Origin of the sequence: Amycolatopsis nigrescens CSC17Ta-90, assembly GCF_000384315.1 — a bacterium.
GTDB classification, from domain to species: Bacteria; Actinomycetota; Actinomycetes; order Mycobacteriales; family Pseudonocardiaceae; genus Amycolatopsis; species Amycolatopsis nigrescens.
Genome location: NZ_ARVW01000001.1, coordinates 1,842,387 through 1,868,501, shown reverse-complemented (window position 1 = coordinate 1,868,501; position 26,115 = coordinate 1,842,387). Strand labels below are relative to the sequence as shown.

Genomic DNA, 26,115 nt, shown 5'->3' with positions numbered 1-26,115 from the left:
TCGCAGGGCCCGGCAGGGCCGGAGCAGGAGTAACCGTGGCCTTGAAGCACGACCTGAGTCGACGTTCGCTGCTGGCCGGGGCGCTGGCGCTGGGACTGACCGCCTGCGGCACCAACACCGGTGGCCAGCAGGAGTCCGGGGCGCAGACCAAAAAGGTGGCCACCGACCTCGGCGAGGTCGAGGTGCCGCTGAACCCCCAGCGGGTGGTCTCCGCGGACTTCTATCCCGCGTTCATCCTGCAGGACCTGGGCATCACCCCGGTCGGGGTCTGCGAGTACACCGAGGAACTGGTGCCGCCGATGTACCGGAACCTGTTGCAGGTGACCAAAATCGGCCCGAACGGCCAGCCGAACGTGCAGCAGATCGCGACGCTGGCGCCAGATCTGGTGGTGTCCATGGGTTATGTGTCCGGACTGGCCAGGATGCAGCCGGTCTACGACCAGCTCAAGGTGGTCACCTCCACCGTCGTGCTGCTCTCCGACAGCCAGGCCAAGTTCTGGAAGGAGGGTGCGGACCGGCTCGCCCCGATCGTCGGCAAGGAAGCCGAAGGGAACCGGCTGCGCGACGAGTACAACGGCAAGGCCGCCGGGATCAAGCAGAAGCACGCCGAAAAGCTCGGCCGGACGAAATGGGCGTACGTGTCCCAGGGCAACAACACCGGGACCTGGACGCTGAACTTCGCCGGCTCCGCGTTCGGCGGGGTGCTCGCCGACGCCGGCGTCCAGTTCGGCCAGGCCGCGGCCGGGCAGACCAAGAACGGCCAGCAGTACTCCTACGAGCAGCTCAACGTGCTCGCCGACTGCGACGTGATCCTCTACCCGGTGACCTACGCCGGCCAGCCGCGCCAGCCGGTGCAGGACGTGCTGAACCAGTCCACCTTCCGCGACCTGCCCGCGGTCAAGGCCGGCAAGGTGCTGCCGATGCCGAACTACAGCGTGGCCTCCTACCGGCTCGGCATCGACGCGCTCGGTGACGTGGAAGCCGTTCTCGAGGGGCTGTAAGTGAAACGCCCCGATCTCGCGCTGCTCGCCTGGAGCCTGCGGGCGCACTGGCCGTCGGTGCTGTGGTCCGTGCTGGCCGGGGTGGTGTTCCAGGCCTGCTCCATCGCGCTGCCCGAGTTCGTCAAGCGCGGCCTGGACGCCGGAGTGGTCGCGGGTGACCGGGGCGCGCTGGTCGTCTGGGCGGTGGTCATCGTGACGGTGACCCTGGTGTCCGTGCTCGGGCTGATGGGCATGCTGTGGTCGGCGGTGTCCTACTCCACCTCGGTGGCCAACCGGCTGCGCGGCAGGCTGCTGGCGCATCTGCTCACCCTGGACAGGGCGGCCGCCGGCCGGTTCGGGCACGGCGACCTGGCCACCCGCGGTACCCGCGACGTGGACGTGGTGCGCAACTGGCTCGCCGGGGTCGCTTCGCTGGTGTCCGGGCTGTGCGGGTTCGCCGCGATCATCGTGGCGATCGCGCTGCTGGACCCGCTGCTCGCCGCGGTCGGATTGGCCGTGGTGCCGCTGATCGTGCTGGCCAGCGTGCTCTACCCCAAGTGGTTCGGCCGGGTCAACGGCGCGCTGTCCACCGCGCACGGGCAGCGCGCGGACGCGGTGGAGGACCTGCTCTCCGGCAGTACCGCGATGCGCGGCCTCGGCGCCGAGCGGGTGCTGCTCGAACGGCACCACCGCCGCAGCGAAGCCGTCACCGGGCACACCTTCACCGTGGCCAGGGTGGCGGCCAACTGGACTTCGCAGTCGCCGTTCATCCCGGCGGCCGGGGTGGCGGTCGGTCTCGCCGTCGGCGGTTCGGCGGTGCTGGCCGGGCAGCTCACCATCGGCGGCCTGGTCGCCTTCACCAGCTGGATGACCATGCTGTCGGGCTGGGTCACCATGCTCACCACCCGGATCAACCAGCTCATCCAGGCGGTCACCGCGGCCGGCCGGATCACCGAAGTGCTGCGGACCGAGCCCACGGTGACCGATCCCGCTGAGCCCACTGGGCCGGTCGCGCTGCCGCGGCGGGCGGTGCTGGAGGTGCGCTCGGTGCCGGTGCGGACCGGCGAGGTGGACCTCACGATCGAGCCCGGCGAGTTCGTCGCGATCACCGGGCCGATGGGGTCCGGGAAGTCGAGCCTGGCGCGGTTCCTCTGCCGGCTCGAAGACCCGGCGCGCGGCGACATCCGGTTCGGCGGGGTGGACCTGAGAACGGCCGCGCTGGCCGAAGTCCGCCGCCGGATCGTCTTCGTGCCGCAGCGTCCGACCATGCTTTCCGGCACCATCGCGGAGAACCTGACGCTCGGGCACCCGGCCGTCGACCCGGGCCGGCTGCGCGCGGCCTGCCGGGTGGCTGCCGTGCACGACGAGATCGAGGCGCTGGCGGACGGCTACCGGACCGCGGTCGGCGAGCGCGGGGCCACCCTCTCCGGCGGGCAGCTGCAACGGGTCGCGCTGGCCAGGGGACTGCTCGCCGGGGGCGACGTGCTGGTGCTCGACGACGTGACCTCGGCCGTGGACACCGACACCGAGCGGGAGATGTTGACCGGCCTGCGTTCCTGGGCCGGGCGGGAGTTGGCCGTGGTCTTCGTGACGCACCGGGAGGCGGTGCTGCGGGAAGCGGACCGCACGCTGACCCTCCAGGGGCCACGGGCACTGGTCGAGAGCGGGCGGGCGGTGGCCGGCGATGGCTGAACCACAGGCTGAACCGGTCGCGACCCTGTCCGACGAGCCGTCCCAGCGCGCCCTGCGCCGGCGGGCCTGGCCGTACCTGCGCCCGCACCGGTGGCTGATCGCGCTGGCGGTGCTGGTCACCCTGCTCTCCACGCTGTCGCTGGCGCTGATCCCGCCCGCGATCGGGCTGGCCACCGACCGGCTGCTGGCCGGCGACCGCACCGGCACGTTGGTGGCCGCCGGTGCCGTGCTGGTGCTCGCGGTGACCAGGATGCTGCTGCTGCGCAACTCCGAGGTGCTGCTGGTCCGCGCCGGGGAAAAGGTGGTGCGGCGGCTTCGGGACCTGGTGACCGAACGGCTGGCCGGCACCTCGCTGCGGTTCATCGAGAAGCACCGCTCCGGCGACCTGCTGCGCCGGTCCACCAGCGAGATCGCGGACCTGGCCGGTTTCGTCCGCTCCGACCTGCCCGACCTGCTCGCCGTGGTGGGCTATCTGCTCTTCGCCACGTCGATCCTGCTGTTCTACTCGGTGCCGCTGACCCTGCTGCTGGCCGTGGTGTTCCTGCCCGCGACGGTGTGGCTGCTGCGCTCGTTCAAACGTGCCGCGGCACCGGCCTTCGCCGCGCAGGCGGCCCGGCAGGCCGAGGTGGCCGCGACCTACCGGGAGGGGGCCGAGGCGCGGGAGCTGATCCAGACCACCGGCGCGGACGGCGTGCTGCGCGAGCGGATCGAAGCCGACCACGGCAAGCTCTACGACGCCGCGCGGGGCGCCCAGCTGGTCGCCTTCCGCAGCAGCGCGGTCACCATCGTGCAGGGCGTCGCGGATGCGGTGATCCTGCTGGTGGCCGGTTGGCTGGCGCTCAGCGGCGTGATCAGCGTCGGCACCGTGGTGGTGTTCGTGCTCGCGATGCGCCAGCTGTTCAGCTCGGTCACCCAGCTCACCCAGTTGATCACCCAGATGCAGACCTCGCGGACGGCGTTCGCGAGGCTGCTCGACCTGCTGAACGCGACCTCGGACGCCGAGGCCGGCAAGGAAACCACCGCGCCGGCGACCCCGGAACGCGGCGAGCTGACCGCGGAGGACCTGCACTTTTCCTATGTGGACGGTGTCGAAGTACTGCACGGGCTGAATGTTTCCTTCCCCGCCGGGGATCGCGCGGCGCTGGCCGGGCCGACCGGCTCCGGGAAGACCACCCTGTCGAAGCTGCTTTCCGGGCTGTACCAGCCGGATCAGGGCCGGGTGCGGTACGCCGGCACGGACATCCGCGAGATCCCGCCCGCGGAGCTTCGTCGCCGGATCGTGCTGATCCCGCAGCAGGTGCACCTGATCACCGGCACGCTCGCGGAGAACCTCGCGCTGGTACCGGGGGAGCCGGGACGCGCGGAGCTGGAACGCGCGGTCGGCGAACTCGGGCTGGCGGACTGGGTCGCCGGTCTCGACGACGGGCTGGACAGCGACACCGGCCCCCGCGGCGAGCACCTCTCCGCGGGCGAGCGGCAACTGGTCGGCCTGCTCCGGGCGGCGCTGGTCGATCCGGCGGTGCTGGTGCTGGACGAGGCGACCGCGGACGTGGACCCGGCCACCGCGCTGCGGATCGAAACCGCGATCGACCGGCTGCGGGGGGATCGCACGCTGATCGTCATCGCGCACCGACCCGCCACCATCGAACGGCTCCGGCACACCACCAGGCTTCGCGAGGGACGGCTAGACCAGCAGGGAGCGGACTCATGACCAGTGCCAGTACCGGGGAGTTCAGCCAGGAGGAGGACCGCTACGCCGAGGTGCTGCGGCGCCAGCGGGACAGCGCCACGCTGCGCGAGATCTACCGGAACGCTTATGGCGCCGACTATCCCGAGGAGATCGATCCGTTCGGTTTCGTCACCATGACCGACCTGCGCCGGCTCACCGAACTCGTCGATACGGAGCCGGGGCAGCGTCTCGCCGACGTCGGCTGCGGGCGCGGCGGGCCCGGGATCTGGGTCGCCAGGGCATTGGGCGCCGCACTGGCCGGGGTGGACGTGGTGGCCGCGGCCGTGACGGAGGCCGCCGGCCGGGCGGCCGAGCTGGGACTCGCGGACGCCAGGTTCGAGGTGGGCAGCTTCGAGCACACCGGACTGGAGACCGCGTCCTGCGACGGGGTGCTGAGCGTGGACGCGTTGTGGATGGTGTGGGACAAGCCGGCCGCGCTGACCGAGGTCGCCAGGGTGCTCAAACCGGGGGCCAGGTTCGTGTTCACCACTTGGGAACCCGGCTATCTCGACCACCGGCGGTTGCTCGCCGATGCCGGACTGGAGGTGCTGGTGCGCGAAGAGACCCCGGACTGGCTGCACCGCCAGCTCGCGGTGTACCGCGGCATCCTGGCGCACCGGCGCGAACTCGCGGACGAGCTGGGCACGACCGCCGCCGCGGTGCTGATCGCCGAGGCCCGCGAGACCAGGCCGGTACTGGCGACCACCCCCCGGCTGCTCGTCGCCGCAAGGAAACCGATCCCGGCGGAGTGATGGACGTTTGCGCGGGGTGATCCGGCCTGAAAGGCTGCCCGGATGACGTGGTCGCCGGATCCTGAAGCTCTCCGCGGCCGGGTGGCGGTGGTGGCCGGTGCCACCCGCGGTGCCGGCCGTGGCATCGCGGCCGCGCTGGGCGAAGCCGGCGCGACGGTGGTGTGCACCGGGCGCAGCAGCAGCTCCGGTGACCCCGCGATCCGATCCGATTATCAGCGCGGGGAGACCATCGAAGGCACCGCCGCGCTGGTGACCGAACTCGGCGGCCTCGGGGTTCCGATCCAAGTCGACCACCTCGACCCGGCACAGGTGCGGTCGCTGGCAGAACGGCTTCGCACCGACTACGGTCACGTCGACGTGCTGGTGAACGACATCTGGGGAGCCGAGGTACTGAAGGGCCCGCCGGCCACGTGGAACACGCCGGTGTGGCGGCATGATCTGGACACCGGGCTGCGCATCCTCCGGCTGGCGATCGACACCCACCTGATCACCGCGCACCACGTGCTGCCGCTGCTGGTGGACCGCCATGGCGGGCTGCTGATCGAGGTCACCGACGGGACGGCCGCGTTCAACGCGGACCAGTACCGGATCTCGGTGTACTACGACCTGGCGAAGGTGGCGGTGAACCGGCTGGGCTTCTCGATGGGCCACGAACTCGAACCGCATGGCGCGACGGCGGTCGCGGTGACGCCGGGCTGGCTGCGTTCGGAGCTGATGCTGGACAACTTCGGGGTGACCGAGGTGAACTGGCGCGCCGCGCTGGACGGCTCGGTCGAAGGCTTTCCCCCAGCGCCAGCGGGTTTCGCCGCCTCGGAGTCACCCCGTTACGTCGGGCGCGGGATCGCGGCCCTCGCCGCGGACGGGGAGCGGGGACGCTGGAACCAGCGGTCGGTGACCTCGGCGGAACTGGCCGCCGCGTACGGGTTCACCGATATCGACGGCACCCGGCCGGACAGCTGGGCCCAGCACTGATTCCGGCACTGATTCCGGCACTGATTCCGGCGCGCTCAGGCGGCCGGGCCACCGGCCGCGCGTGCGCGGAGACCTGCAGCGGCGTGCCGTCCGGATCGGTGCACGCCAGCACCCACTGCGTGGGCAGCCGCTCGATCTCACCGACCGCCGCGCCCGCGCCCACCATGTGTTCGCGGAGGTCCCGCAGTGTCGAAAGGGAGTCCACGGCCAGCCCGAAACGCTCGGTCACCGCACCGGAATCCGGCTCCGGGACGGCCTCGGTTCGCTTAGTCCGGTCTTCGACGACCTTCAGGTAGCGGGTGGCACCGAGCTCGACGATGGCCATCCGCGGGTAACCGTCGACCGCCGGCCCCTCGAACACCTTCTCGGCATCGAACATCTCCGAATAGAACCGCACCATCCGGTCGAGGTCCGCGGTGATCGTGGTGACGTGGTTGATTCCGACTGTGACGGGCATGGACCGATACAACCACCCGGCGGTCTCCGCACGAACAACCCCCCGTACTACTGATCAGCGGCCCGCTCGTCACGCAGCCGGACCACGTCCCACAGCTTCAGCCGTTTCACGGCATCAGGTGTTGTCTGAGCGCCGTTCGCAACCGAATGCCGAATCCCGTTGTAGACCAAATCCCACAGCTCGTTATTTGTCTGAACTCGTGAAAGTGTAGTATCAATTTTGTTGTCCTGGGTGTCCCGCAAGCCAAGGTTCCATCCCCCAGCGTAACCTGATACTTCCACCCATGTCAGCTCGTATGTCTTGACAAACTGGTCCTGGTCGCGAAACCAGTCGGCGCCAGCGGAAACACGGTGAGACTTGACGGCGAGATAGCCAAAGCCAGCTATTGCGACGAGAAAAGCCCACATGTACCACTTACTGGTCCAGTTCAGTGACCAGCTCGCGAGGGAATAGAACCCCGCCATGAGTCCACCGCCTAGCAAAGCGCCGTAGATCTGGTGCTTATGCGGCTCTGCGTACCACTCCAGGACCGGCCCCTCACCTTCTGGCGATGGTGGAACTCGTCGCGCGTCCCATGCGCTCTTATGTGAACGCCCTTCGCTGGACTCGACTGGAGCACGCGGGGGCCTGGGATCACCAGTGTTGCGGTCGGGCTTTGGGGGCAAGTCGGTCGGGCTCACACGCTTCTCATTCTTTATCGTAAAGGGTTGCGCAGGTGCCATGGGAGGTTGTCTTGTACTTCCGGTTTGTTAATCTGATCCAGAACACGTTGGCTTTCTTCGCTCATGAACGTTTCGATCGCCCAGCCCGTACCGGTGGACACGAGGAAACCAGCGGCTGCGCCAACTGGCCCGCCGACGGCGGCGCCCACGAGGACCCCGGCTCCGAGCCCTCCTAAATTGGACACCACACTCGTGGTCGGATCCTTTTTCTGGCTAATATCGATAAGTACACTTCCGCCTGTGAGAGCGGTTCCGGCGATAGGAATCTTTTTTAGTGCGGGCATGGCCCTTTCTAAGCCTGGTATCTTATTTAGTCCGGGTGTCTTTGCGATCTTATCCAGCTCGCCCAGTACGATGGTCTTCACCCAAGGTGGCATTCGCTCAAGAAATTTTCCGGCAATGGCTGCTTCGCCCTTGGCGAGATTGCTCAATGATTTCGCGTTGGCTTTGGTGCCTTGGATGATCATGTGTGCGCGTTGGGCGGCGGTCATGCCCACGTCGTCGGCTATCTTGAATGATTCTGCTGCGATGTTCTTGAAGTACTGGGCGTTGCTGGTGAATTTGACCTTCTGGGCGAGGGTGGCGGCGGCGAGGCCGGTGCCGAAGTCGGCGGCGTTGATGTGCCATTTCTCGCCGACGTTGGTCAGGTAGCTGAGCAGGACATCGATGGAGTTGTTTTCGATGTCGCGGGATCCGGAGACGGTGAGGGTGGCTTCGGTCCAGGCTTTCACCTGGCGCGCGTAGGCCTCCTTGGCGGCCACCATCTGCGCGCGGGCGCCGGCCTGGGCTGGGGTCTCCGGGCCATTGCCGGAGACAGGGGGAGGGTCCGGGGGAGGTGGTCCCGGTTCCAGGATTTCCTTTTCGGTCAGGGTGAGCCCGCCTTGAGCGGCCACATCGCGGGCTTGCTGCATTCGTGCTTTCACGGTTTCGAGGTCGGCGGCGTGGGCGTCGAGTGCGTCCGCGCCGCTGCTGTAGCCGACGAACCCGAGGTCGTCCATGCCCTTGCCGCTCTGACTCATGATCTGGCGGAAGGCCTCGGCGGATTGGCCGGACCAGCCCTCCATGCTCGTGGCACCGGCGTTGTTCGCGCCGGCGCCCGCGGCTCGGATGTTCTCGGCCATGCTGCGCATCCAGGCGCTGGTGGCTCTGGCGCTGGCCGGGTCGCCGGCCACCCAGGTGTTCAACGGCATGTCGTTCTCCTGGGTCAGCTCGGTTTCGGGCCCGGCTTGGGCAGGTTATCGGCGTTCCAGTGCTCGGCTGCCTCGTACTGGTTCTGGCTGTCGGTCACCGCGCCGGCGGCGGCTGCCATCCCCTGAGCGGCCGTTGCCGTTTGCTCGGTGAGCCGCGCCAGGAAGTCCGCCACCGCTGCGGTCGCGACTCCGAGCGCCGGGGCCGGTGGCGGTCCGGCCGAGCCATCGAGATCACTGCTGGCGCTTCGAAGCATTCCCGCGACGCTGCTCAGCGTGCCCGGGTCGGCATGATATCCCCCTGCTTGGTTCATCGCCCCTCCTCGTCGTACTCCCCATACTGACGTACCACCGGATCCACCAGCGGATCCCACAGCACCACCGACGCGCCGGCGGCGTGCTGAAGGTCGTGCAGCGCGTGGGCGCGGAAGCCCATCCACGGTTGCTGTTCACCACATCCGGCGGCGAGCAGGTCCAGCGACGAATAGACCAGCATCGCGCGCCCGCCGTCTTCCAGTTCGCGCAGCACCAGTGTCATGTCGTCTTCGGTGACGGCGCGGGCGGTGGGGGTGAACAGCTCGTCGGGGGTGTCGTCGTCCTCGATCATCTCCGAGCCGAGCACTGCAGGAGCGACTGACACCACACGATCGCCCTCGAACTCGGACGGCCTGTTCCGGCCCATTACATCCCCCGCCGCGATTACTCGAATCGTCCCACCCGAACGCCGACCGTAGCGAGCACGTGGAGAACAGGCGAGCAACTTGCGGGGCTATTTGCAATCGAAACCTGCTGGTCAGGGCTAGGTTTCTGACACATGGTCCTGAGCTAATCGTCGACAGCCAGGTAATGCAGCTCGACGAGTTGCCCTCAAGACCTGCTCATATTGCTAAGTGGCGTGGCTGAACCCAGCTCAATTGGAATAATCGTGATTGCTGGCCGAGTGGTGGTCTCGTCGACGGTGTGGGTGGTAACCACCCGTTCGGAGCATCGACGGTGCCCGGCTGGTGGTCAGTCGGTGCTGGTGTAGCAGGCGCAGCGGCGGTCGAGGTGGTCGTGCACGCGGCAGATCCGCACCGGCGGTAGCGGTGGGGCCGCTGGCTCGGCGGTTGTCTTCTTGGACTTCCTGCCTGCGGGGGTGAGGGGCGGTACGTCGGGTACGAGGTGGGGGTAACCGTTGCGGCGGAGCCAGCGGCGTGCGTTGGCGCGCTCGTTGATCGTCGGCGCTTCCGCGGCGCGCTGGGCGTAGTGGCGGGCTTTCCTGTCCCGGTCGGCGGGGGTGTCAGGCACGCTGATCACCACGTTCCTGGTTGATTTCGTCGCAGGCAGGGCAGTCGTGGTAGACGTGGGTGGTGTAGGTGCGGGAGCTGACCTGGTACCGCGCGCCGCACAGCAGCTCGACGGTCGATCCGGCGGCGGGCCGGCCTTGCCCCTCGGTCCGGTGCCGCACACCGCCCACGACCGGCCGGTAGAGGTCTGGCTCATTGCTCACAGGGTCACCGCCTGCTGGCTGGTGTGGTTTGCGGCGTCCCGCGGGATCAGTGCGATGTGGACGAAGAACCCGAGCGCTTCGGCGTAGGCCTGGACCAATGCGAGGTTGAAGTCCGTGCATCGCGCACAGGTCTCGACACGGCTCGCTGCCACGCCGATCCTGGCGGCGGCCTCGGCGAGCGTGAGTCCCTGGGCTCGCCGGATGGCACGGAACTTCACGCCCAGCACCTGTACCTGCTGCATGTCGCCGGGTGTCTGCCGGACAAGGCGGGATCTCATCTGCGCGTCCTGCCTTCGCTCAGGCCCGGCTGTGGAGGGTTGTCACCGCGTAGTTCGGCGGCCAGCGCTTCGAGGTCGCGGATCAGGCGAGCGCGCTTCTCGTCGTCGCTGACGATGGCATCGAGGTGGTGGAGCCGGAACTTCACGGACCAGGCGCGATCGTGGAAACTCACGGGCGTTCCTCTCGGGCGCCGATGGACAGTCGGACGGCCCGGACCATGGCCGCGCCGGTGTCGCCGAGCAGCAGCGCGAGCGGGCCGTCTGTGCCGTACTGCGTTGCGACCTCGCGATCAGGCCCAGTACGCACCACGCCCACCAGCAACGGAACCGTCAACCCAGCAGTGCTGACGGCCGGCACCTCCCACCGCGAATACCACTCGAACGCGCTCATGTCTGACTTCCCTCCGATGTTTCGTGCGCGACACTCCCGGCGGGAGCCGCCTGGGGAGCTGGGCTCAACCGCCCGGGAGTGCCGCTCCCGGGTCGGGCGCTGGTGGCCGCGGGCCACGCGCCTGCCGGGGCTGGAAACCCGGCAGCCGTGCAGGGTCGGGGGCATGCACGGCTGCCGGGCGGTCTAGTCGTGGTGCGGATCTATCGCGGCGTGTCTGCCGTAGGAGCTGGCGTATCTGGCTTTCGTGGCCTGCCGGAGCCGGCGGCGGACCTGGCGCAGGTGGTCGCGGGGCCGCCGGTCGATGTGCTTATGCGCGAGTGGAAGCCAAACGAAGATCGCGACGACCAGTGCGGCCCAGATGGCGGGAAGCCACATGTCGTCTCCTTTTGGTGTCAGGTGCTTTCGGGCCGGCGAGGCCGTACAGGGCTGACGTACAACACCTGACCGCGTCAGGCTCCCTGCGTGGAAGCTCGACCTCGCCGACAATGGACAATCTATCTGAGGACAATTGTCCAAGTCATCCTCCGATCGAGGGTAGTTGTCCGCGCGGTAGCCCGCGCTAGGCTTCCGGCCATGGCTGCTACGCCGACACGTGCAAAGAAGCGCCTCGGCGCGTACCTGCGAGGACTGAGGGAGCGGGCCGGGCTGATCCTGCGGGACGCCACCAAAGAACTACGGCTATCAGCGGACGCGGTGGTCAGCCGCTACGAATCCGGCCACAACCGCCCGCCGTGGTCCTCGGTCGCCGCCCTGCTCACCCTGTACGACGCGACCGCGGAGGAACGGACGAAGGCGGTCGCTCTGTGGGAGGAGGCCGGAGTAGCCACGCCTCAAGTACGCCTGCCCGCTGGCGCACCGAAGACCTTCCGTGAGCTGGTCCGCGCCGAACAGGAAGCCTCGCGCGCTCGAATCGTCGCACCCGTCGTGGTTCCCGGCCTACTTCAGACTGCGAACTACGCCCGCGAAGTGCACGCATCGGCACAGCAAAGCCTTGATCAGGCAGCGAACGTGGATGCCTTCGTTGCCGCTCGACTTGAGCGACAGAAGTTGCTGGAAGACGGGAGCTTCCGACTGCACGCGGTGCTTGCCGAAGCGACCTTGCGGCAACTGGTCGGCGGTGCCGAGGTGATGCGGGAACAGCTCGAACACCTGCTCACGATCGGCAAGAAGGCGAACGTCACCATCCAGGCCGTTCCGTTCAGCGCTGGAGCCTACGGCGGCATGTCCGGCGGATGCACGATCCTCGACTACGACGGAGACGACCCCTCTACGGCCTACCTGGAGTACCCCGCCGGCGGTGCATGGGTGGACAATGAAGGCGACGTACAACACCTCTCGGCCATGTTCACCAGCGTGAGCAAGAACAAGGCGCTTCCGCCGGCGGGCACGGTCGAGTTAATCCGCAGAGTGGTCAGGGAGCTATGAGGCACGAAACGGCGGGATGGCGTAAGAGCAGCTACAGCGGTGCGAGTTCGGGCTCGACGAACGACTGCGTCGAGGTGCGAATCGATACTCGCGGAGCCGCGGTGAGGGACACCAAGGACCGCCCCGCCGGGCATATCGAAGTCGGCCCGGCCGCGTGGCGTGCGTTCCTGGAGCGCGCGGCCCGCTGAACACCTGACCCCCTGATGCCTCCGAGAATCCGCCAGTAGTCGTCGGGGGCTCCGTCATGTCGGAGGCTAGCCGCCTACACGCCGGTCACCGTTGCTGCCCTGGCGGCGGGGTGTCTGCTTTCCTGCCACCGCCGCAGCACCCGCCGACCGTAGTTATTGGTGCCCACGACCCGGTCCAACTCCGCGCCGGTCGGCGTACGGCCCCCTTCGACCGCTCGGTCACGTAGTACGCCCATATCCGCTGCTCCGCGGAAGGCTCGCCCTGCCGGTGGGACTGTGCTCCGGGATCACCGCGAGACGCACGACCCGCGCGCTCTGGCCAGTCGCGGCGGTCTCGGCGCGGTGTCGCTTGAGCGCACGGTTGAGCCTCCGAGACACCACCACCTGCCAGAGTCGTCCACACAGATTCAGAACAAGCTGCTGACATGCGGAAACCGACTTGCCGGAACGATGGGAGGGGTCCCATGGGACTGGCCCTACCGTTCCCAGATGACTACCTACGTTCCTGCGAAACGCCCGCGGCAGCTCTGGACCGCGATCATCGTCCTGTACGTCCAGACGGCATTCAACGCTGGCGGAGGAGCCCTGATACTAGCTCTCGCAGCTGAGGAGACCGAGCACAACCGCGAAGCGCCGGAGCTGTACGTCCTCGGGTGGGTGTCGGTGGTGATCGGCATTGTGCTGCTCGGTGGCGCTATCCTGCTGACCCAGGGGGTTTCCTGGGCGCGCGTACCGGTGGCGGTCGTTGAGTTGTTCGGTGTCGTCAGCGGGGTGATCGCGGTCGCGTCCGGGGTGATCACCAACGTCGTCAACATCGCGTTGTGCGTGCTGGTTCTGATCAACCTGTTCAGCTACGAGGTCCGTGTCTGGTTTGCGCCGCGACATCGCCAGCCGATGGACGGGTCCGTGCCGTGGCCGAGCCCGCACCCATCGGTCGACCCGTCGCCGGGTTCTCCGGAGTGGTGGGGTACTCCGCCGGAGCGGGACGAACGACCCGGATCACGCTGAACATCGTGGGCACGCTTGTCCAGCGTGCCCCACCAGTTCCTGGTCGAACTCCGGTGGTGAGCACGGCGGTCTGCTGACCGGGTCCGGTGGCGAGATGTTCGCGCAGAGCGGCAATCCTTGACTCGGCCCGGGGGTGCGATGCGCACCGCCCGGTATGCACCTCAGGTGCAATGGCAGATGGCGCCTTGCCGGTGTTCCGGGTTGGCGATTCCGTGTACAGGACCTCTTGACCATGTTCGATTCCGTGTGCGCCAAGGCGCTTACGGCCGATGACACGGTCGAGTTCATTCGCCGTGACGCGGTCGGTGTTCGCGACGCTAAAGACCGGCTGGCCGGGCACATCGAGGTCGGCCCGGCGGCGTGGCGTGCGTGCGTCACGCGGGGGAAAGGCTCAGCACTGCCTTTCCGTCGCCGACGGCCACGGCTTTCACCTCGAGGCCGTTCATCACCGTGGACCGGCCGGTGTCCAGCGGCGACGTGATCGACCCGCCGTCGAACTTCGCGCCGACCTCCATCACGCCGTCGGCGATGGTGCGCACCCGGATCAGGGTGGCCCCGTACCGCCGGGGCGCCGCGACCGAGGCCGAAGGGGTCACCAGCACTTCGCACCTGCCGTCCCCGCAGGCGGCCAGGTTCTCGCCGTCCTTGGCCGCGGGCAGGTCGACCGGGGTGGCCGAGGGCTTGTCCTGCTCCACCGCCGGGCGGCAGTTCTCGGCTTTTTCGTGTGCCTCGGCGACGGTGCCGTCCGCGGCCATCAGCGCCGGCAGGTCGAGTCCCGCCGGTTTGAGCGCCTTCAACGCGGAGACGGTCTCGGCGACGTACCCGCGCAACGTGTCTTCGGCGGCGTCGTACTGGGTCGTGTACTCGTCGACCTTGGTGCCCAGCGGCTTGGCCGCCGTGGAGTAGGAGCCGATCAGCTCCACCCCGCGCGGGAACGCTTCCGGGGTCAGCGTCTGCCGCGTCACCTGGTCCAGCGCGGTGTCCACGGCGCTCAGGTACGACGACAGGTCCATCGAGACGAACTCGTCGTGCAGGTCCGGCGGCTGCTCCGGGGGAGTGGTGAACACCTTGGTCGCCTTGCAGAACTGGTTCAGCCAGTCCACCTGCTCCGGGGTGGGCGGCGGAGCAGGGGTGCTCGGTGCGGGCGGGGGTGGGCCGGCCGCTGAATCGGCCGGCCCACCTGGCGCGCCACAACCGGCTAGACCGCACAGGACCAGGGCCGCGGCGCCGAGCCGCATGTCGTTTCGCATGCCCTTGTCCTACCCGCCCGAGCGGGGAGCGGTCCCGTGCCTGGCAGGTTCCGGACGCCGGATCAGTGGAAGTACCAGCTGCGGTTCCCGTCGCCCATGGTGATGTCCTCGACGTAGAGACCGCGTGCGGTGTTCCACCACAGGCACTGCATCGGTTCGAACTTGAGGCAGAGCGCCTCCCCGGCGAAGGGACTCTTGTCGTAGAGCCAGTGCTGGTTGGCGCCACCCGTGCAGTCGAACATCTGCAGGTCCCGGAAGGACTGCCCCGGACGAGGGACAGCGGTGACGCACTTGCCGTTCCAGGCGCTCACGATGTCACCGTCGATGGTGGCTCCGCCGGCCCAGCGCTGGTTGTCCGCTCCGGTGCAGTCCCACAGGACCAGTGGGGCGCCATTGTTGTTGTTGTACTGATAGATGTCCGCGCACTTGTTCTCGTTGATCCTGGGGCGCAGGTCCGCGCCGTCCAGTGTCGAAGCGTGCGCGGTACCGGACAGCACCGTGGCCGCCATGACCGCGACCGCGGCGGCGATTCCCCGACCGAACATGATGGTTTCCCTCCTGTCTACGCGGTCACCGTGAAGGTGTTGCTCCAGACCAGCCTGCCGCCCTCGTACCGCTCGTCATGGGCGCTGAAATGCACCCGCTCACCGGGATAGGCGCCGTAGAGGTACTGGATCGGGTTGTCGCAGACCAGCAACGCCGGCAGGGTGGCCTTGGGATCCACCCGCACGGAGATGTTGCCCGCCCCGTCCGACGTCGTCTGCAACAGCACCGGGCTCTGCCGGAGATCGGAGAGCAGGATTCCTCCGCAGGTCGGTACCGAACCCGACACCGCGGTCCGCACCCACACCCGGTGGCTGGGCAGGAAACCGCTTCCGGTCAAGGTGAGGGACCCGATGTCGTACCCGGTCAGTACCGGTGCGGCCAAAGTGGTCTTCGCCCCGGCGACGGCCGGGCTCGTCAGCAGGAAGGCGCTCGCCAGCACCGCCGCGGCGACGAGGCCGACCACGCGACGCGCCATTGTCCTCAATGTATTGACTGCTTTCACTGTGTTTCCCCCGAATATCGCGATTCGTGTTTCCTTGGAAGGTTTCAAATTCCGCGGAGGAAGATCGCTCCGCACAGCGATCATGGCCTTGTCGATCTGTTCGCGTCCCGCCACAAGGGGCGGCCGGAAGGGCAGCGGATGCCACCGATCGGGCACCGGGGATCGCGGGTCTAGTCCGACTCCAGCGCCCCGAAGAAACCTTCCAGCGCCCGGCCGATCCGTTCCGCGGCCCGCTCGGGCTCGGGTTTTCCGGCGTCGAGCCACGCCATGATCGCCTCGACGGCCAGCGCGGGTGCGAGGTGCGAGGTCCAGACGGCCAGCGGTTCGCGGGCGCTGCCCCGGGTCAGGTCGCGGTACGCGGCGGCCACCATCTCCGCGCGGAGATCGTCGATCTCGTGCCGGAACTCGGGCTCCCGCGCGGCATGCTGGAACAGCAGCCGGAACCCGGCCGGATCCCGCTCGGCCCAGCCGACCATGCCGGCCAGCCCGGCCTCGCTGTAGCGGTGGCCGTCGCCGATGGCCTCCGCGAACCGCTCCCTGGCGCGGTCGAGCACCGCGCGGTAGAGCTCGTTCTTGGATTCGAAGTGTCGGTAGAGGATGACCCTGGTGATTCCGGCCTCGGCCGCCACGTCGTCGAGACCGGTGGCAGCGAACCCGGCGCGGGCGAAGGCTTCGGTGGCGGCGGCCAGGATCTGCTCACGACGCTCGGCACGGCGCAACCGCTTCGCGGGTGCCGTGGCGCCGGTGTCGTGGCCGCTGACCGCCATCGGTCCACCCTATCCGCCATCCTCGCGCCGACCCCCGGACACTTGTTGACTCTTGTGTGTATATTTCAAAGTATACTTATCCGAGTGCGAGGAGGACCCCATGCACGTCGCCGATGAACCGCCGATCGTCCGGGTGCGCACCCAGACCGGGGACCATGGCTGGCTGGTCACCCGGCACGCGGAGGTGCGGCAGCTGCTGCTCGACCGCAGGCTCGGCCGGACCCATCCCGACCCGGACAACGCGCCTCGGGCCGGGGAGCACCCGCTGCTCGGCGCGACCGACCTGTACGAGCACGAGACCGAGTGGGAAGAGCACGCCCAGATGCGCACGCTGCTCACCCCGTACTTCTCCGCCAAGCGGATGCGGGATCTGCGGCCGAGGGTGGAAGCGCAGGTGGAGCGGCTGCTGGACGGGCTCGCGAGCGAGCGGCCGCCGGTGGACCTGCACGCGGCGTTCTCGCTGCCGCTGCCGCTGCAGGTGCTTTGCGAACTGCTGGGCGTGCCGTACTCGGACCGCGAGCGGTTCATGGCGCTGGTGTACGAAATGGGCGACGCGGACGACCGGCGGCGGTCGGTGGCCGGACAGGACGCGCTGTTCGGGTACATGGGTGAGCTGGTCGTCCGCAAGCGCGCGGATCCCGGTGACGACGTGATCTCCGGCCTGTGCTCGGACGGCCTCGCCGACGAGGAGGTCGCCGCGATGGCCGGCATGCTGCTGTTTGCCGGGCACGAGAGCACCGCGGGGCAGATCGACCTCGGCGTCGTGCTGCTGCTGACCAACCCCGATCAGCACGAGCTGGTGCTGCGGAACCCGGACCTGGCCGGTACCGCGGTGGAGGAGATGCTGCGGGCCGCCGAAACGTCCGGGACCGGGTTTCCGCGTTACGCCCGCGAGGACATCGAACTCGCTGGAGTGACCGTCCTGGCGGGCGAGATGGTGCTGCTCGACCTCGGCACCGCCAACTCCGACGAGCGCGTCTTCGCGGCGCCCGGCCGCTTCGACGTCACCAGGAAACCCAACCCGCACCTCACTTTCGCGCACGGGATGTGGCACTGCCTCGGCGCGCCGCTGGCCAGAATGCAGCTGCGGGCGGTTTTCGCCGCGCTCATTCCGCGCTTCCCGGCGTTGCGCCTCGCGGTCCCACCGGCACAGCTGCGCATGACGGGCAACCAGTTCATCGGCGGCCTGGCCGAGCTGCCGGTCTCCTGGTAACGGGTCACCAGCCCCGGAACACCGCGGCCTTGCCGGGGGCCGAATTGAACATCGCGTCCGAGTCGTGCCCGACGCCGGGGACCGTGCTCAGTTCGTGCGGTGCCGACGGGAAGTCTTCGCGGATGGTGGAGAAATAGGCTTTCCCGCGTTCGAAGCGGTTTTCTCCCTGGGCTTTCGCCGCACAACTGTCGTCGATTCCGTGATCCTGGTGCACATCGTCTTCACCGAGCAGGTAGGTGACATTTCGCGTGGTGTACTGGCCGCGCAACTGGTCGTCGTCGAGCGCGCTCAGATAGGCGTTGCGATCTTCGAGGCCGTACTTGTAACGGTTGAATCCGGGGCAGGAATCGTGTTCGGCCGGCCGGTCGGCGTCGAAGTACAGATAGGACGACGGGTTCGCGGTCACGTAGGAGATTTCGACGCCCTTGACCTCGGCCGGTGCCCTCCCGCCGGCGGCGTAGCGCTGCGCGAACTGGCCGCCGGCGGAGTGCCCGGCGATGGTGATCCGCTTCAGGTTCGGGAACTTCGCCTTGTCCGCGAGCGTCCGCACCACGACGTCGAGTGCCTCGAAGGAGCTGAGCCCGTCCGGGTTTTCCGCGCCGCCGCCGTCCTTCCACGAGGTGTCGCCGCCGTTCGTCCAGTAGGCGTCGCCGTTCGCGGGGTCGTCCTCTTCGGTCTGGAACCACGGCGCGACGACCTCGGCCTTCGAACCGTACGCACCGGCGGCCTCGGACATGCGGTCGAAATAGTTCCGCGCGTTGCGGCCGGTGCCGTGGATGACGACGACCGCGCCGGTCGGCTCGGCGGAACCGGTCAGCGGCTGGCTCGCGTAGTAGGGCAGGTTCACCCCGGGGCGCAGGCTCAGTCGGTGCAACTGGTCGTCGGCCTGCGCGGCCGCCGGGACGGTCGTGGCGATGGCCACGGCAAGGCAGGTGGTGATCACAGCGCGTCGGCTCATGTGTCCCGACGGTAGCCGGGCCCGTGGGGACCGGTCCCGGCGCGGGCGGGGACCAGGACCTCACGCCGACCGACGACAAGCGGTACCTGCGCGGTTCCGTGCCGCTCAGGGTTTCGGTGCGTTGCTTTCGACGACCTTGGTGATGTGCACGGACACCGTGCGCGAGGGTTCTCCGGTGTCGGAACGGGGGTGCCAATGGATGGCGGCGCGACCGGTGACCTGCAGCATGGTGTCGGCCGGGTCGGCGAACACCAGCCCGACGGACGGGTGGTCTGCCAGGTTGCCGAGGGTGTTGAACAGGCCGTTGCCGCGGTAGTCCGGAAAGGATATTTCGGTTCCACTGTGCACGGTGACGAATCCGGGCGGCCCGCCGCGGTGGCTCGCGTCGGCCCCGAACCTCGGGTGTGCGGAGCCGATGAAGAACACCGGCGCCGCCTCGATGAGTCTCCGCTGCCGAGGGCTCAACACGGCCGCCGGCCGGTATCGCCGTTGTGCGCTGTGGTCTCGCAGGTGGTTCGCGGTGGGGTCGATGTACCGCGGGCAGTTGCCGTAGGCTTCGCGCACGGCGATGACCACTTCATCGTCGGTCACCGCTTCGGCCGTGCCGTTGATCCGGACGCGTCTGCGGTGCGCCATATCTATCCCGATGGCGCCGATGAGACCGCCGGCCCGTGGCCGAGCCGGGTCCGTCACCGGTGGGGGAGAACCGATGCGCAAACGCCGCGCCTCCCCGGCGAGGAAGCCCGGCGTGCCGGCGCACAGCGTGGTCCACCGGTTCCCGTCGTGGTCGATCGTGGCGATGGCGATGGTGCGCATTCCGGCGAGGAGCTCGCGGATGCCGGGACTGAGTTCCCGGTCGACCATGCGGCCGACGAGCTGGGCGCGTTCCCGCTCGCCCGCGCGTTGCTGCACGTGCAGTTCGCCGGGGTGGAACCCGGGTGTCACAACGATTCCACGGGTGCGCGCCGGGCGGGCTGGGCCAGGCAGACCACGGCTCCGGCCAGCAGGATGACGGTGGACAGGGTCAGCCCGGCCCGTACTCCGTCCGCGCCGTCGGCCAGCAATCCGGCCAGGATGGGGCCGATCCCCTGGCCGAGGGCGAACCCGGTGGTCAAGGCCGCGATCGCGGCGGCCCAGTGCTGGGGTCGCAGGGCGGTCCGCGCCACGGTGGTCACCGCGGCGACCACCGCGAGGAAGGAGATGCCGAACACGACTGCGGACCCGAACATGGCCACTGCGGAGCCGGAGGCCAGTGGGAGTGCCGCGCCGACGGTCACCAGCAGCATCAGCACCGCGGGGCCACGCCCGCCGCGGAGGCGGCCGAGCATCGGGCCCCAGACGAAGCCTCCCGCGATCGCGGCCAGGCCCAACGCCGCCCAGAACAACGAGACGGTGGTCGCGTCGGCACCGTCGGCCTGGAGGAAAGCGACGATGAACGTCATGTAGGCGATGTAGCCCGCGCCGAAAATCGTGTATCCGCAAAGAAGGAATGCGAGGCTGCTGGCGGGCCAGGGACGTCGCTCCCCGTTTGTGGCAGGGACCGGACTGCGCCGTGCCGCGGGTACGGCCGCGCACAAGGAGAGCAGGGTCAAGGCGCCCAACAGAACCCAGCCCCAGCGCCAACCCGAGTCCAGGCCGGCGGAGGCGAGCACCGGTGGCAGCGCCAGGCCGGAGACGGTGATCCCCAATCCGCCGCCGCCGAAGTACACCCCGAAGAGGGCGGCCACCCGCGCGGGCCGCTGACCTTGGCCGAGCTGGGCAGCGAGTGCACCACCGGTGATGAAACTGGCCGCACCGGACGCGCCCACCAGCAGGCGGAAGGCCATCAGGAGGACAACCTGGCCGGTGGCGGCGGAGGCCAGCAGCAGTACCCCGGTGACGGCGATGCCACCGATGAACGTCCGGCGCGTTCCCCAGCGGCGGCCGGCGGTGGTGGCCAGTAGCGCACCGGCCAGGTAACCGACCGCGTTGGCCGTGTTCATCGCACCGGCGGTCGAGTAGGACCAGTCCAGCGCTGTCCGCATCGGTGGCAGCAGGAGCGCATAGGCGAATCGGGCCAGCCCGAGTGCGACCGCGGGGCCGAGTGCCAAGCCGGCGACGATGCGCAACGTCGTGCCGAACGGGACCGCGCCGGTGTCCGTCGCGGCCGTGGCGGAAGACTCGGTCACCGGCTGTCCCGACGGTCGGTGACCTGGATTCCCGCCTCGGCCATGGCCAGTACCGCGAGCCGCTTGGCTCGATCCGCCGCCTTGCGGTCCTGCACGGTCAGCACCTGCGCGTTCGCGCCTTCGACCAGCAGCATCAACTGGGCACCGAGTTCGTCCGGCTGCCGCGCGCCGGCGTCGGTGCACAGCCCGACGAGGTACTTCCGCATCCAGTCCTTCTGCGCGCGAATCACCGCGTAGGCGGGTGCGTCCGGTTCGACGACCTCGACCGCGGCGTTGACGAAGGCGCATCCCCGCTTGCCGGGGCCGCGGTGCCACCGAGCCAGCCATTCGAACACGGTCAGGACCTGCTGCGCCGGATCGCTCGTTCGCTCGCGCACGAACCGGTCGAGCTGGTCGAGTCGCCGCTCATGGCGATGCTGGAGCACCGCGGCCACCAAATCCGCCTTCGACCGGAAATGCGCGTACAGCGTCGGTTTCGACACTCCCGATTCGGCGACCACCCTGTCCACGCCGGTGGCGGTGATGCCCTGGTTATAGAACAGTTCCGTCGCCGTATCGATGAGACGTTGTTTCGCGGTCGCGGGTGCCATAGGCGTATTTTACAGACCTGTCAGTATAGATCAAGGGTCGCTCGCACGAGCCAGCTCCGCGGCACCCCCTTCACCTGACGCGGGCGGCAAGGGTAGGGCCACCGGCCGGTGTCCGCGGCGAACTGCCCCGGTTCGAGGACCTCGTCGACCTGCCAGGAGCCGTGCCGGCTCAGGAAGCCCGCGGGGTCGTCCGTGCCGAACAGCCACGGCGTGCCGTCGTCGCGCAAGGTGGCCAAAAAGGACTGGGTCATCGGATGACGCAGCAACTCCTCGTTGATCATGTCGACCACCAGCCGGCTCCCCGAGGCGGATATCGCCGCGATGGTGTCCAGCAGGCCGGCCGCCTGTGCTTCGGTGAGAAAGAACAGCAATCCCTCGACCAGCCACAAGGTCGGTGCCGATGGGTCGAAACCGGCCTGCTCGAGCACGGGTGACCAACTGGTCGCGAGGTCTACGCCGACCGGAATGCAGGCCACCTTCGGACCGGCCGTCACCGGGGCCAGCCGCCGCTGCTTCTCCCGAAGCAGTGCTTCGTGGTCGAGTTCGAAGATCGTGCTGCCCGCCGGCCATTCCAGGCGATGCGCCCGGGTGTCCATGCCGCCGGCGACCAGCACGATCTGCCGTATGCTCGTGTTCTGCACGACGTCGACGATCGCCAGGTCGAAATAGTGGGTGCGCACGGTGACGAACTCCGCGACACCTCCTCCTCGATACCGTTCGAGTAGTTGATAGCCTTTCGGCTCCGCCAGAATATGCGCGTACTCGTCGGTGAACAGCCGGTCTTCCTCCCTGGCCGTCTCCAGGGCTCTGACCGCTGCCGTCCACTGCGCCGTATAGGAGACGTCCTCCATCATGTGCTCTCCTCGCGCGGAGGTTTCCGGAAAATACGACTGAAGAGCACCAGGCTCAACACCGGTACCCCGTCGGATCGGGTAAGAATTCCCTTTTCCTTGACGGTGATGATCCGCGGCTCGGTGAGCGATGGCATCTTTCCGACCGTTTCCGCGGTACCGGCCAGCGTGTCGCCGGGGCGAACCGGTTCCAGCCAGCGCAGCTCGTCGACGCCGGGCGAGCCATGTGCTTCGACGCAGGCCAAGGCCGTGCCGACGTAGAGCCGCATCCAGACGGCCGCGGTGTGCCATCCGCTGGCGACGAGTCCCTCGAACGCCGTGTCGCGTGCCGCCACCGCATCCACGTGGTAAACCTGCGGATCGTAGCTGGTCGCGAACTCGACGATCTCTGCCTCGCTCATTGTGTGCCTGCCGAGTTCGCGCCGGAGACCTACGGTGAAGTCTTCGGCGTATCTTGGACCGGCATTCGTGTTCATCGCCGAAACGCCTTGTCGATGGCTGCCAGGCTGCGGAAATCATTGAGGTCGATGTTGTCGACGTCGATCGACGCGCCGTACGCCTGTTCGATGACGAATACGAACTCGACAAAAGCGAGTGAGTCGACCAGTCGGGTTTCGATCAGCTCCTCCTCTGCGTCCAGCTCGCTGCGGTCGGGATGCTTGGCCAATATCCAGGACTTCACGACGTCACTGGAAGTGGGTTGCCCCGCCATCAAGAATCTCCTGTTCGTGAAAGGTGGCCATGGCCACCGCGACCACAAAGGCGCCCGCAGAGGACACACTTACTGATATCCGGCCGCGCAACCCGGCGTCGCCGGCCAGCTTCCTGGCGCGGCCGACAAGGGTGACCTCCGGCCAGCCTCCGGCGGATTTCCTGGTCTGGATCGTCAGCCATGGCACCATCGCTTGCGTCGTCTGAAAGGTCTTGAAGACCGCCTCTTTGATCGCCAGCTTGCCGGCGACCGTGCACGGGTCGGGGTGGCCGTGCGCGCGGCTGCTTTCGGTGATTTCGTCCGCGGTCAGTGCCCGCCGAAGCAGCACACCGGCGTCGGATTGGATGAACTCGTCCGCCCGGCTGACAAGGACCATGTCCACTCCGACTCTGGGGGACGGGTTCATTGCCGGACGGTGACTCTCGCCGCATCGAGGACCCGGTCGGTCGCCTTGGCAGCGGTGCCATGCCGGTCCACCAGCACGCTCAACCAGCGCTCCAGCCCGAACGCCACGCAGCTGGTGAAGGCGACCGCGCCATCGCCGGTGCGTATGTTGCATCTTTCGCCGAAGAAGTTGCGGTGCATGTTGACCGATGCGATGGCGAGCCCGTCCGACTGGAATTCGTGCTTGACCGCCTGCAGTTCCTGCATTCGGGATCTGGCGCCGGAACGTTCGAAGAACGGGTCGTGCGCCACCAGCTTGTCCAGTGAGATATCGACGTTTTCGGCGAACGCGGTGACTTTTTCGCCGAACTTCTCGAGGTGCTCCCGGGCGTGTTGATAGGACCCCACGGCGACGATCTCGCGCATCTGGAAGCTGAGCAACCTGCGCAGGCCGTCGTAATGGTCTTCATGCCGGAAACATCTGTTCACCAGGGTGATCAGGGTTTCGTCCGGTACCTGTCGGTCTTCCAAGAAGAGGTAGGCGCCGAAGCAGGTCGCGGTGGGCAGGCCGAGGTCGGCCGTTTGAATCTGGGCAGGGCTGAAGCTGCCGCTCTTCGACTGCGACTCCGGGGACGCGTCCAGCGGACCGGCCACGAACGACAGGTGCGGAAAGTTCACATACACATCGAACTTCGCCAGATCGGAAGTCCGGTAGACCGGTGGCGGGCAAATGGCCTGCGCACCGTTCTCGAATCCCCAGTCGCTGAAGGTCTGATCGAGGGCGTGCAGCAGTTCGGTAAGCTTCGGATCCAGGATGGCTATGCCGTCCAGTAGGCGAAGTTCGTCATGTTCGGTCATGCCGGAGAATTCGCCACCTTCCCGGACTCGTATTCGTCGCTGATCATTCCGATTTTCTGCAGGTAGGAACTTGTCTTGCGGAACACGTCGCGCTGAAACTGCGTTCGCCGAGGTGATTCGAGCAGACGCCGGCGGACGCCCAGCGGGTCCTCGAGTCCGGCGTCTCGGTACACCTGCGGGTTGAAGAGTGACTCAAAACTGTAGTCCAGGTACCGTCGGATGTAGTCGTGCACCTCAGCTCGTTCTGCCGTGGTTGCGTTCTCGCAGAAATCCGCAAAAAGCAGGCGCACCAGCTCCCGGCCGAACGCGATATGACGCGATTCGTCCTGGTGGTGAATTCTGTTGATGGCCCGGATGGTGTCGTGCAGCCGTTCGTCCTTGGCCATCTTGGAGTTGAAATGATCTACCAGCTCTTCGAAGATCAGAATCCGGGCGAAGACCAGCAGGCTCTCCGCGGAGCTTGGCGGTACGGTCTCGGCGCCGCCTCTGGGTTGTTTGTATATCTTACCTCCGTAGCGAAGGCAGAATTGGGCGAAGAACCACATGTGCTCGTTTTCTTCGCCGATGAAGTGGTGGAAGAACTCCGAAGGTGTCGCGAAGTCGGTCGTATGAATCCGGCGCGTCACCTCGATCAGGAGTTCGCGGATTCCGTGCACGTTGAGGCTGTAGAAGTTTACGCTCTCATAGCGGGAGAGTGCGTACTTCTGCGATTCACTCAGCGTCGACAGTTCGTCCGTGTCGAATGTGGTCATCAGTTCCGGGCTCATCCACCACGCTTCGTCCGGTAAGGCCTCCGGCCACTCGAACATGCGATAGGGGTTGTAATAGTCTTCGACGGACATCACGCTGAGGCGATTAAGGATTTCGCGGAGTCGTTCGCTGCTATCGAGCAGGGTTGAGGACACTCTGGCGCACCTCGCTACCTGTTATCGCGGAAATATGATCATTCGCGATGGTGATTTGCTTATGGCCTGATACTCCATAAGTCTCACAGACAGGTCTGTCAAGTGTCAACCAGTCGCAGAGGTGGTCGAAGCGGTATTCGAGGGTTGAGACGATTCTTGCCCGAATGCTTCGATGTGCTGGGCGCTACCGGCAAGGCCGGTGTACGATGCCTGGTTTCGTGTGCGCTGTCGCACGCCTGCCTCCGCGGCGGTGATGACAGCGCGGCGACAGCCGTGCATGAACCACCGGAAGCCGCCCGCGTTCGACCTGTTCAGAGCGGGTCCCGGCGGGCGCGTCGGAAGAATCTTTGCCCGAGGTGTCGTTTCCGGCGGCTCCCGTTCGACGCTCTGACGACAGCACGCCAGACCAACCAAGGAGTAACCAGTGCGCACCCTCATTGCCACCGCGTTCGTCTCGCTCGACGGCGTCATCGAGGCACCCGGCGGGGAGCCGGGCCACCGCAGCTCGGGCTGGACGTTCAAGGACATCGAGTTCGACGAGGCCGCCTACCAGCTCAAGAGCCGCGAGCAGGACGAGGCCACCGCCATGCTGCTGGGCCGGGTCAGCTACCAGGCGTTCTCGCCGGTGTGGCCGGGGATGACCGCGGAGTTCCCCCGCTACAACGCAATGCCGAAGTACGTCGTGTCCACCACCCTGCAGGAGAAGGACCTGGTGTCCAACTGGGGTGAGATCAGCATCCTCCGCTCACTGGACGACGTCGCCGCGCTGAAGGAGACCGAAGGCGGGCCGATCAGCATCCACGGCAGCGCCACCCTGAACCGGAACCTGTCTGACGCCGGGCTGATCGACCGCTACCACCTGCTCGTCTTCCCGGTCCTGCTCGGCGCCGGCAAGCGGCTGTTCAGCGACACCGACAAGGACAAGCAGAATCTCGAGCTGGTGGAGAGCGAGTCCTACCGCAACGGGATCCAGAAGCTGATCTACGACGTCCGCCGCTGACCGCGTGATCGGGCCGGCCGCCAGCTCCGCTTGATGATCAAGGAACGTAGATGCTCCCGCCCTCGACAACCATGCGTGAGCGTGGGTGCACGATCCCGGTCACATCGCCGTCGCAGGTGGTGTCCGAATAGACCGTAGCCG

General features: G+C 67.6%; 35 protein-coding genes. 10 read left to right on the top strand and 25 right to left on the bottom strand.

Annotated features, from left to right (window positions below; all coding sequences use genetic code 11):
• Nucleotides 1–35 precede the first annotated feature (35 nt).
• Genes AMYNI_RS0108595 through AMYNI_RS0108575 form a run of 5 tightly spaced genes read left to right on the top strand, consistent with a single transcriptional unit; the run spans nt 36 to nt 6,125 of the window.
• The gene (locus tag AMYNI_RS0108595; RefSeq protein ID WP_020667596.1) at nt 36–1,001 is read left to right on the top strand and encodes an ABC transporter substrate-binding protein; all 966 of its coding nucleotides are present in this window, start codon (nt 36–38) and stop codon (nt 999–1,001) included.
• Nucleotides 1,002–2,672: an ABC transporter ATP-binding protein gene (locus AMYNI_RS44085; protein ID WP_020667595.1), complete on the top strand. Its 1,671-nt coding sequence runs from the start codon at nt 1,002–1,004 to the stop codon at nt 2,670–2,672.
• On the top strand, nt 2,665–4,383 hold the full coding sequence (locus AMYNI_RS0108585; RefSeq protein WP_020667594.1) for an ABC transporter ATP-binding protein: 1,719 nt from the start codon (nt 2,665–2,667) through the stop codon (nt 4,381–4,383). Before AMYNI_RS44085 ends, AMYNI_RS0108585 begins: the two co-directional genes overlap by 8 nt.
• Complete coding sequence (locus AMYNI_RS47130) at nt 4,380–5,153, top strand: class I SAM-dependent methyltransferase (protein ID WP_020667593.1); 774 nt, start codon at nt 4,380–4,382, stop codon at nt 5,151–5,153. Before AMYNI_RS0108585 ends, AMYNI_RS47130 begins: the two co-directional genes overlap by 4 nt.
• 42 nt (nt 5,154–5,195) lie before the next feature.
• A complete protein-coding gene (locus AMYNI_RS0108575; RefSeq protein ID WP_026360198.1) occupies nt 5,196–6,125 on the top strand; it encodes an SDR family oxidoreductase in 930 nt (309 codons plus the stop codon).
• Here the strand turns inward: AMYNI_RS0108575 and AMYNI_RS44075 are convergent.
• From AMYNI_RS44075 to AMYNI_RS0108525, 11 genes are all read right to left on the bottom strand, one after another.
• Nucleotides 6,079–6,582 (bottom strand): VOC family protein, encoded by a 504-nt coding sequence (locus tag AMYNI_RS44075; RefSeq protein ID WP_020667591.1) that lies wholly within the window; start codon nt 6,580–6,582, stop codon nt 6,079–6,081. The two genes, AMYNI_RS0108575 and AMYNI_RS44075, sit on opposite strands and share 47 nt — an antisense overlap.
• A gap of 47 nt (nt 6,583–6,629) precedes the next feature.
• On the bottom strand, nt 6,630–7,046 hold the full coding sequence (locus AMYNI_RS48915) for a hypothetical protein (protein ID WP_157357302.1): 417 nt from the start codon (nt 7,044–7,046) through the stop codon (nt 6,630–6,632).
• A gap of 230 nt (nt 7,047–7,276) precedes the next feature.
• Nucleotides 7,277–8,494 carry a hypothetical protein gene (locus AMYNI_RS0108565; RefSeq protein WP_020667590.1) on the bottom strand — a complete coding sequence of 406 codons (1,218 nt, stop codon included), beginning with the start codon at nt 8,492–8,494 and terminating at the stop codon, nt 7,277–7,279.
• A gap of 14 nt (nt 8,495–8,508) precedes the next feature.
• Complete coding sequence (locus AMYNI_RS48910; protein WP_157357301.1) at nt 8,509–8,805, bottom strand: hypothetical protein; 297 nt, start codon at nt 8,803–8,805, stop codon at nt 8,509–8,511.
• Complete coding sequence (locus AMYNI_RS44070; protein ID WP_169515725.1) at nt 8,802–9,131, bottom strand: SAV_915 family protein; 330 nt, start codon at nt 9,129–9,131, stop codon at nt 8,802–8,804. Before AMYNI_RS44070 ends, AMYNI_RS48910 begins: the two co-directional genes overlap by 4 nt.
• A 368-nt stretch (nt 9,132–9,499) precedes the next feature.
• Nucleotides 9,500–9,778 (bottom strand): hypothetical protein, encoded by a 279-nt coding sequence (locus AMYNI_RS0108550; RefSeq protein WP_157357299.1) that lies wholly within the window; start codon nt 9,776–9,778, stop codon nt 9,500–9,502.
• Complete coding sequence (locus tag AMYNI_RS0108545; RefSeq protein ID WP_020667586.1) at nt 9,771–9,980, bottom strand: hypothetical protein; 210 nt, start codon at nt 9,978–9,980, stop codon at nt 9,771–9,773. The genes AMYNI_RS0108550 and AMYNI_RS0108545 overlap by 8 nt, the downstream gene beginning before the upstream one ends.
• Nucleotides 9,977–10,258 carry a helix-turn-helix domain-containing protein gene (locus tag AMYNI_RS0108540; protein ID WP_157357298.1) on the bottom strand — a complete coding sequence of 94 codons (282 nt, stop codon included), beginning with the start codon at nt 10,256–10,258 and terminating at the stop codon, nt 9,977–9,979. The genes AMYNI_RS0108545 and AMYNI_RS0108540 overlap by 4 nt, the downstream gene beginning before the upstream one ends.
• A complete protein-coding gene (locus AMYNI_RS48905) occupies nt 10,255–10,431 on the bottom strand; it encodes a hypothetical protein (RefSeq protein ID WP_020667584.1) in 177 nt (58 codons plus the stop codon). Before AMYNI_RS48905 ends, AMYNI_RS0108540 begins: the two co-directional genes overlap by 4 nt.
• Nucleotides 10,428–10,649, bottom strand: coding sequence for a hypothetical protein (locus AMYNI_RS0108530; RefSeq protein ID WP_020667583.1), 222 nt, complete (start codon nt 10,647–10,649; stop codon nt 10,428–10,430). The genes AMYNI_RS48905 and AMYNI_RS0108530 overlap by 4 nt, the downstream gene beginning before the upstream one ends.
• Nucleotides 10,650–10,832: 183 nt before the next feature.
• Entirely contained in the window at nt 10,833–11,024 is a 192-nt protein-coding gene (locus tag AMYNI_RS0108525; RefSeq protein WP_020667582.1) for a hypothetical protein, read from the bottom strand.
• A gap of 198 nt (nt 11,025–11,222) precedes the next feature.
• Here AMYNI_RS0108525 and AMYNI_RS47740 point away from each other — a divergent pair, with 198 nt between their 5' ends.
• From AMYNI_RS47740 to AMYNI_RS44060, 3 genes are all read left to right on the top strand, one after another.
• Nucleotides 11,223–12,074, top strand: coding sequence for a helix-turn-helix domain-containing protein (locus tag AMYNI_RS47740; RefSeq protein WP_063713759.1), 852 nt, complete (start codon nt 11,223–11,225; stop codon nt 12,072–12,074).
• Nucleotides 12,071–12,262, top strand: a complete 192-nt coding sequence (locus AMYNI_RS48000; protein WP_084628328.1) for a DUF397 domain-containing protein — start codon at nt 12,071–12,073, stop codon at nt 12,260–12,262. The genes AMYNI_RS47740 and AMYNI_RS48000 overlap by 4 nt, the downstream gene beginning before the upstream one ends.
• A gap of 489 nt (nt 12,263–12,751) precedes the next feature.
• Nucleotides 12,752–13,270, top strand: a complete 519-nt coding sequence (locus tag AMYNI_RS44060) for a hypothetical protein (RefSeq protein WP_020667580.1) — start codon at nt 12,752–12,754, stop codon at nt 13,268–13,270.
• A gap of 374 nt (nt 13,271–13,644) precedes the next feature.
• Here AMYNI_RS44060 and AMYNI_RS0108510 read toward each other — a convergent pair whose 3' ends face one another.
• From AMYNI_RS0108510 to AMYNI_RS0108495, 4 genes are all read right to left on the bottom strand, one after another.
• Entirely contained in the window at nt 13,645–14,520 is an 876-nt protein-coding gene (locus AMYNI_RS0108510; RefSeq protein ID WP_157357296.1) for a hypothetical protein, read from the bottom strand.
• A 62-nt stretch (nt 14,521–14,582) separates the two neighbouring features.
• Nucleotides 14,583–15,065, bottom strand: coding sequence for a ricin-type beta-trefoil lectin domain protein (locus tag AMYNI_RS0108505; protein WP_020667578.1), 483 nt, complete (start codon nt 15,063–15,065; stop codon nt 14,583–14,585).
• A gap of 17 nt (nt 15,066–15,082) precedes the next feature.
• Nucleotides 15,083–15,541, bottom strand: coding sequence for a hypothetical protein (locus AMYNI_RS0108500; protein ID WP_063713758.1), 459 nt, complete (start codon nt 15,539–15,541; stop codon nt 15,083–15,085).
• A gap of 197 nt (nt 15,542–15,738) precedes the next feature.
• Nucleotides 15,739–16,335, bottom strand: coding sequence for a TetR/AcrR family transcriptional regulator (locus AMYNI_RS0108495; protein WP_020667576.1), 597 nt, complete (start codon nt 16,333–16,335; stop codon nt 15,739–15,741).
• A gap of 100 nt (nt 16,336–16,435) precedes the next feature.
• On the opposite strand from AMYNI_RS0108495, the gene AMYNI_RS0108490 reads away from it, so the two are divergent.
• Nucleotides 16,436–17,548 carry a cytochrome P450 gene (locus tag AMYNI_RS0108490; RefSeq protein WP_020667575.1) on the top strand — a complete coding sequence of 371 codons (1,113 nt, stop codon included), beginning with the start codon at nt 16,436–16,438 and terminating at the stop codon, nt 17,546–17,548.
• 4 nt (nt 17,549–17,552) lie between these two features.
• On the opposite strand, the gene AMYNI_RS44055 is transcribed toward AMYNI_RS0108490, so the two are convergent.
• The 10 genes from AMYNI_RS44055 to AMYNI_RS0108440 all read right to left on the bottom strand — a co-directional run bounded on the left by AMYNI_RS44055 (nt 17,553) and on the right by AMYNI_RS0108440 (nt 24,974).
• The gene (locus AMYNI_RS44055) at nt 17,553–18,506 is read right to left on the bottom strand and encodes an alpha/beta hydrolase (RefSeq protein ID WP_157357295.1); all 954 of its coding nucleotides are present in this window, start codon (nt 18,504–18,506) and stop codon (nt 17,553–17,555) included.
• 105 nt (nt 18,507–18,611) lie between these two features.
• Nucleotides 18,612–19,451: a pyridoxamine 5'-phosphate oxidase family protein gene (locus AMYNI_RS0108480; protein WP_020667573.1), complete on the bottom strand. Its 840-nt coding sequence runs from the start codon at nt 19,449–19,451 to the stop codon at nt 18,612–18,614.
• Nucleotides 19,448–20,674, bottom strand: coding sequence for a YbfB/YjiJ family MFS transporter (locus tag AMYNI_RS0108475; protein ID WP_020667572.1), 1,227 nt, complete (start codon nt 20,672–20,674; stop codon nt 19,448–19,450). The genes AMYNI_RS0108480 and AMYNI_RS0108475 overlap by 4 nt, the downstream gene beginning before the upstream one ends.
• Nucleotides 20,671–21,264, bottom strand: a complete 594-nt coding sequence (locus AMYNI_RS44050; RefSeq protein WP_020667571.1) for a TetR/AcrR family transcriptional regulator — start codon at nt 21,262–21,264, stop codon at nt 20,671–20,673. The genes AMYNI_RS0108475 and AMYNI_RS44050 overlap by 4 nt, the downstream gene beginning before the upstream one ends.
• A 20-nt stretch (nt 21,265–21,284) precedes the next feature.
• Nucleotides 21,285–22,115: an SAM-dependent methyltransferase gene (locus tag AMYNI_RS0108465; protein WP_020667570.1), complete on the bottom strand. Its 831-nt coding sequence runs from the start codon at nt 22,113–22,115 to the stop codon at nt 21,285–21,287.
• Nucleotides 22,115–22,516 (bottom strand): MaoC/PaaZ C-terminal domain-containing protein, encoded by a 402-nt coding sequence (locus tag AMYNI_RS0108460; RefSeq protein WP_020667569.1) that lies wholly within the window; start codon nt 22,514–22,516, stop codon nt 22,115–22,117. The genes AMYNI_RS0108465 and AMYNI_RS0108460 overlap by 1 nt, the downstream gene beginning before the upstream one ends.
• 71 nt (nt 22,517–22,587) lie before the next feature.
• Nucleotides 22,588–22,797 carry a phosphopantetheine-binding protein gene (locus AMYNI_RS0108455; RefSeq protein WP_245573905.1) on the bottom strand — a complete coding sequence of 70 codons (210 nt, stop codon included), beginning with the start codon at nt 22,795–22,797 and terminating at the stop codon, nt 22,588–22,590.
• Nucleotides 22,798–22,801: 4 nt separating this feature from the next.
• On the bottom strand, nt 22,802–23,233 hold the full coding sequence (locus AMYNI_RS44045; protein ID WP_063713757.1) for a 4'-phosphopantetheinyl transferase superfamily protein: 432 nt from the start codon (nt 23,231–23,233) through the stop codon (nt 22,802–22,804).
• Complete coding sequence (locus AMYNI_RS0108445) at nt 23,230–24,069, bottom strand: class-II aminoacyl-tRNA synthetase family protein (protein ID WP_020667566.1); 840 nt, start codon at nt 24,067–24,069, stop codon at nt 23,230–23,232. The genes AMYNI_RS44045 and AMYNI_RS0108445 overlap by 4 nt, the downstream gene beginning before the upstream one ends.
• Nucleotides 24,066–24,974 carry a diiron oxygenase gene (locus AMYNI_RS0108440; RefSeq protein WP_026360195.1) on the bottom strand — a complete coding sequence of 303 codons (909 nt, stop codon included), beginning with the start codon at nt 24,972–24,974 and terminating at the stop codon, nt 24,066–24,068. The genes AMYNI_RS0108445 and AMYNI_RS0108440 overlap by 4 nt, the downstream gene beginning before the upstream one ends.
• Before the next feature lie 424 nt (nt 24,975–25,398).
• Here AMYNI_RS0108440 and AMYNI_RS0108435 point away from each other — a divergent pair, with 424 nt between their 5' ends.
• A complete protein-coding gene (locus AMYNI_RS0108435; RefSeq protein WP_020667564.1) occupies nt 25,399–25,974 on the top strand; it encodes a dihydrofolate reductase family protein in 576 nt (191 codons plus the stop codon).
• The last annotated feature ends 141 nt before the right edge of the window (nt 25,975–26,115 follow it).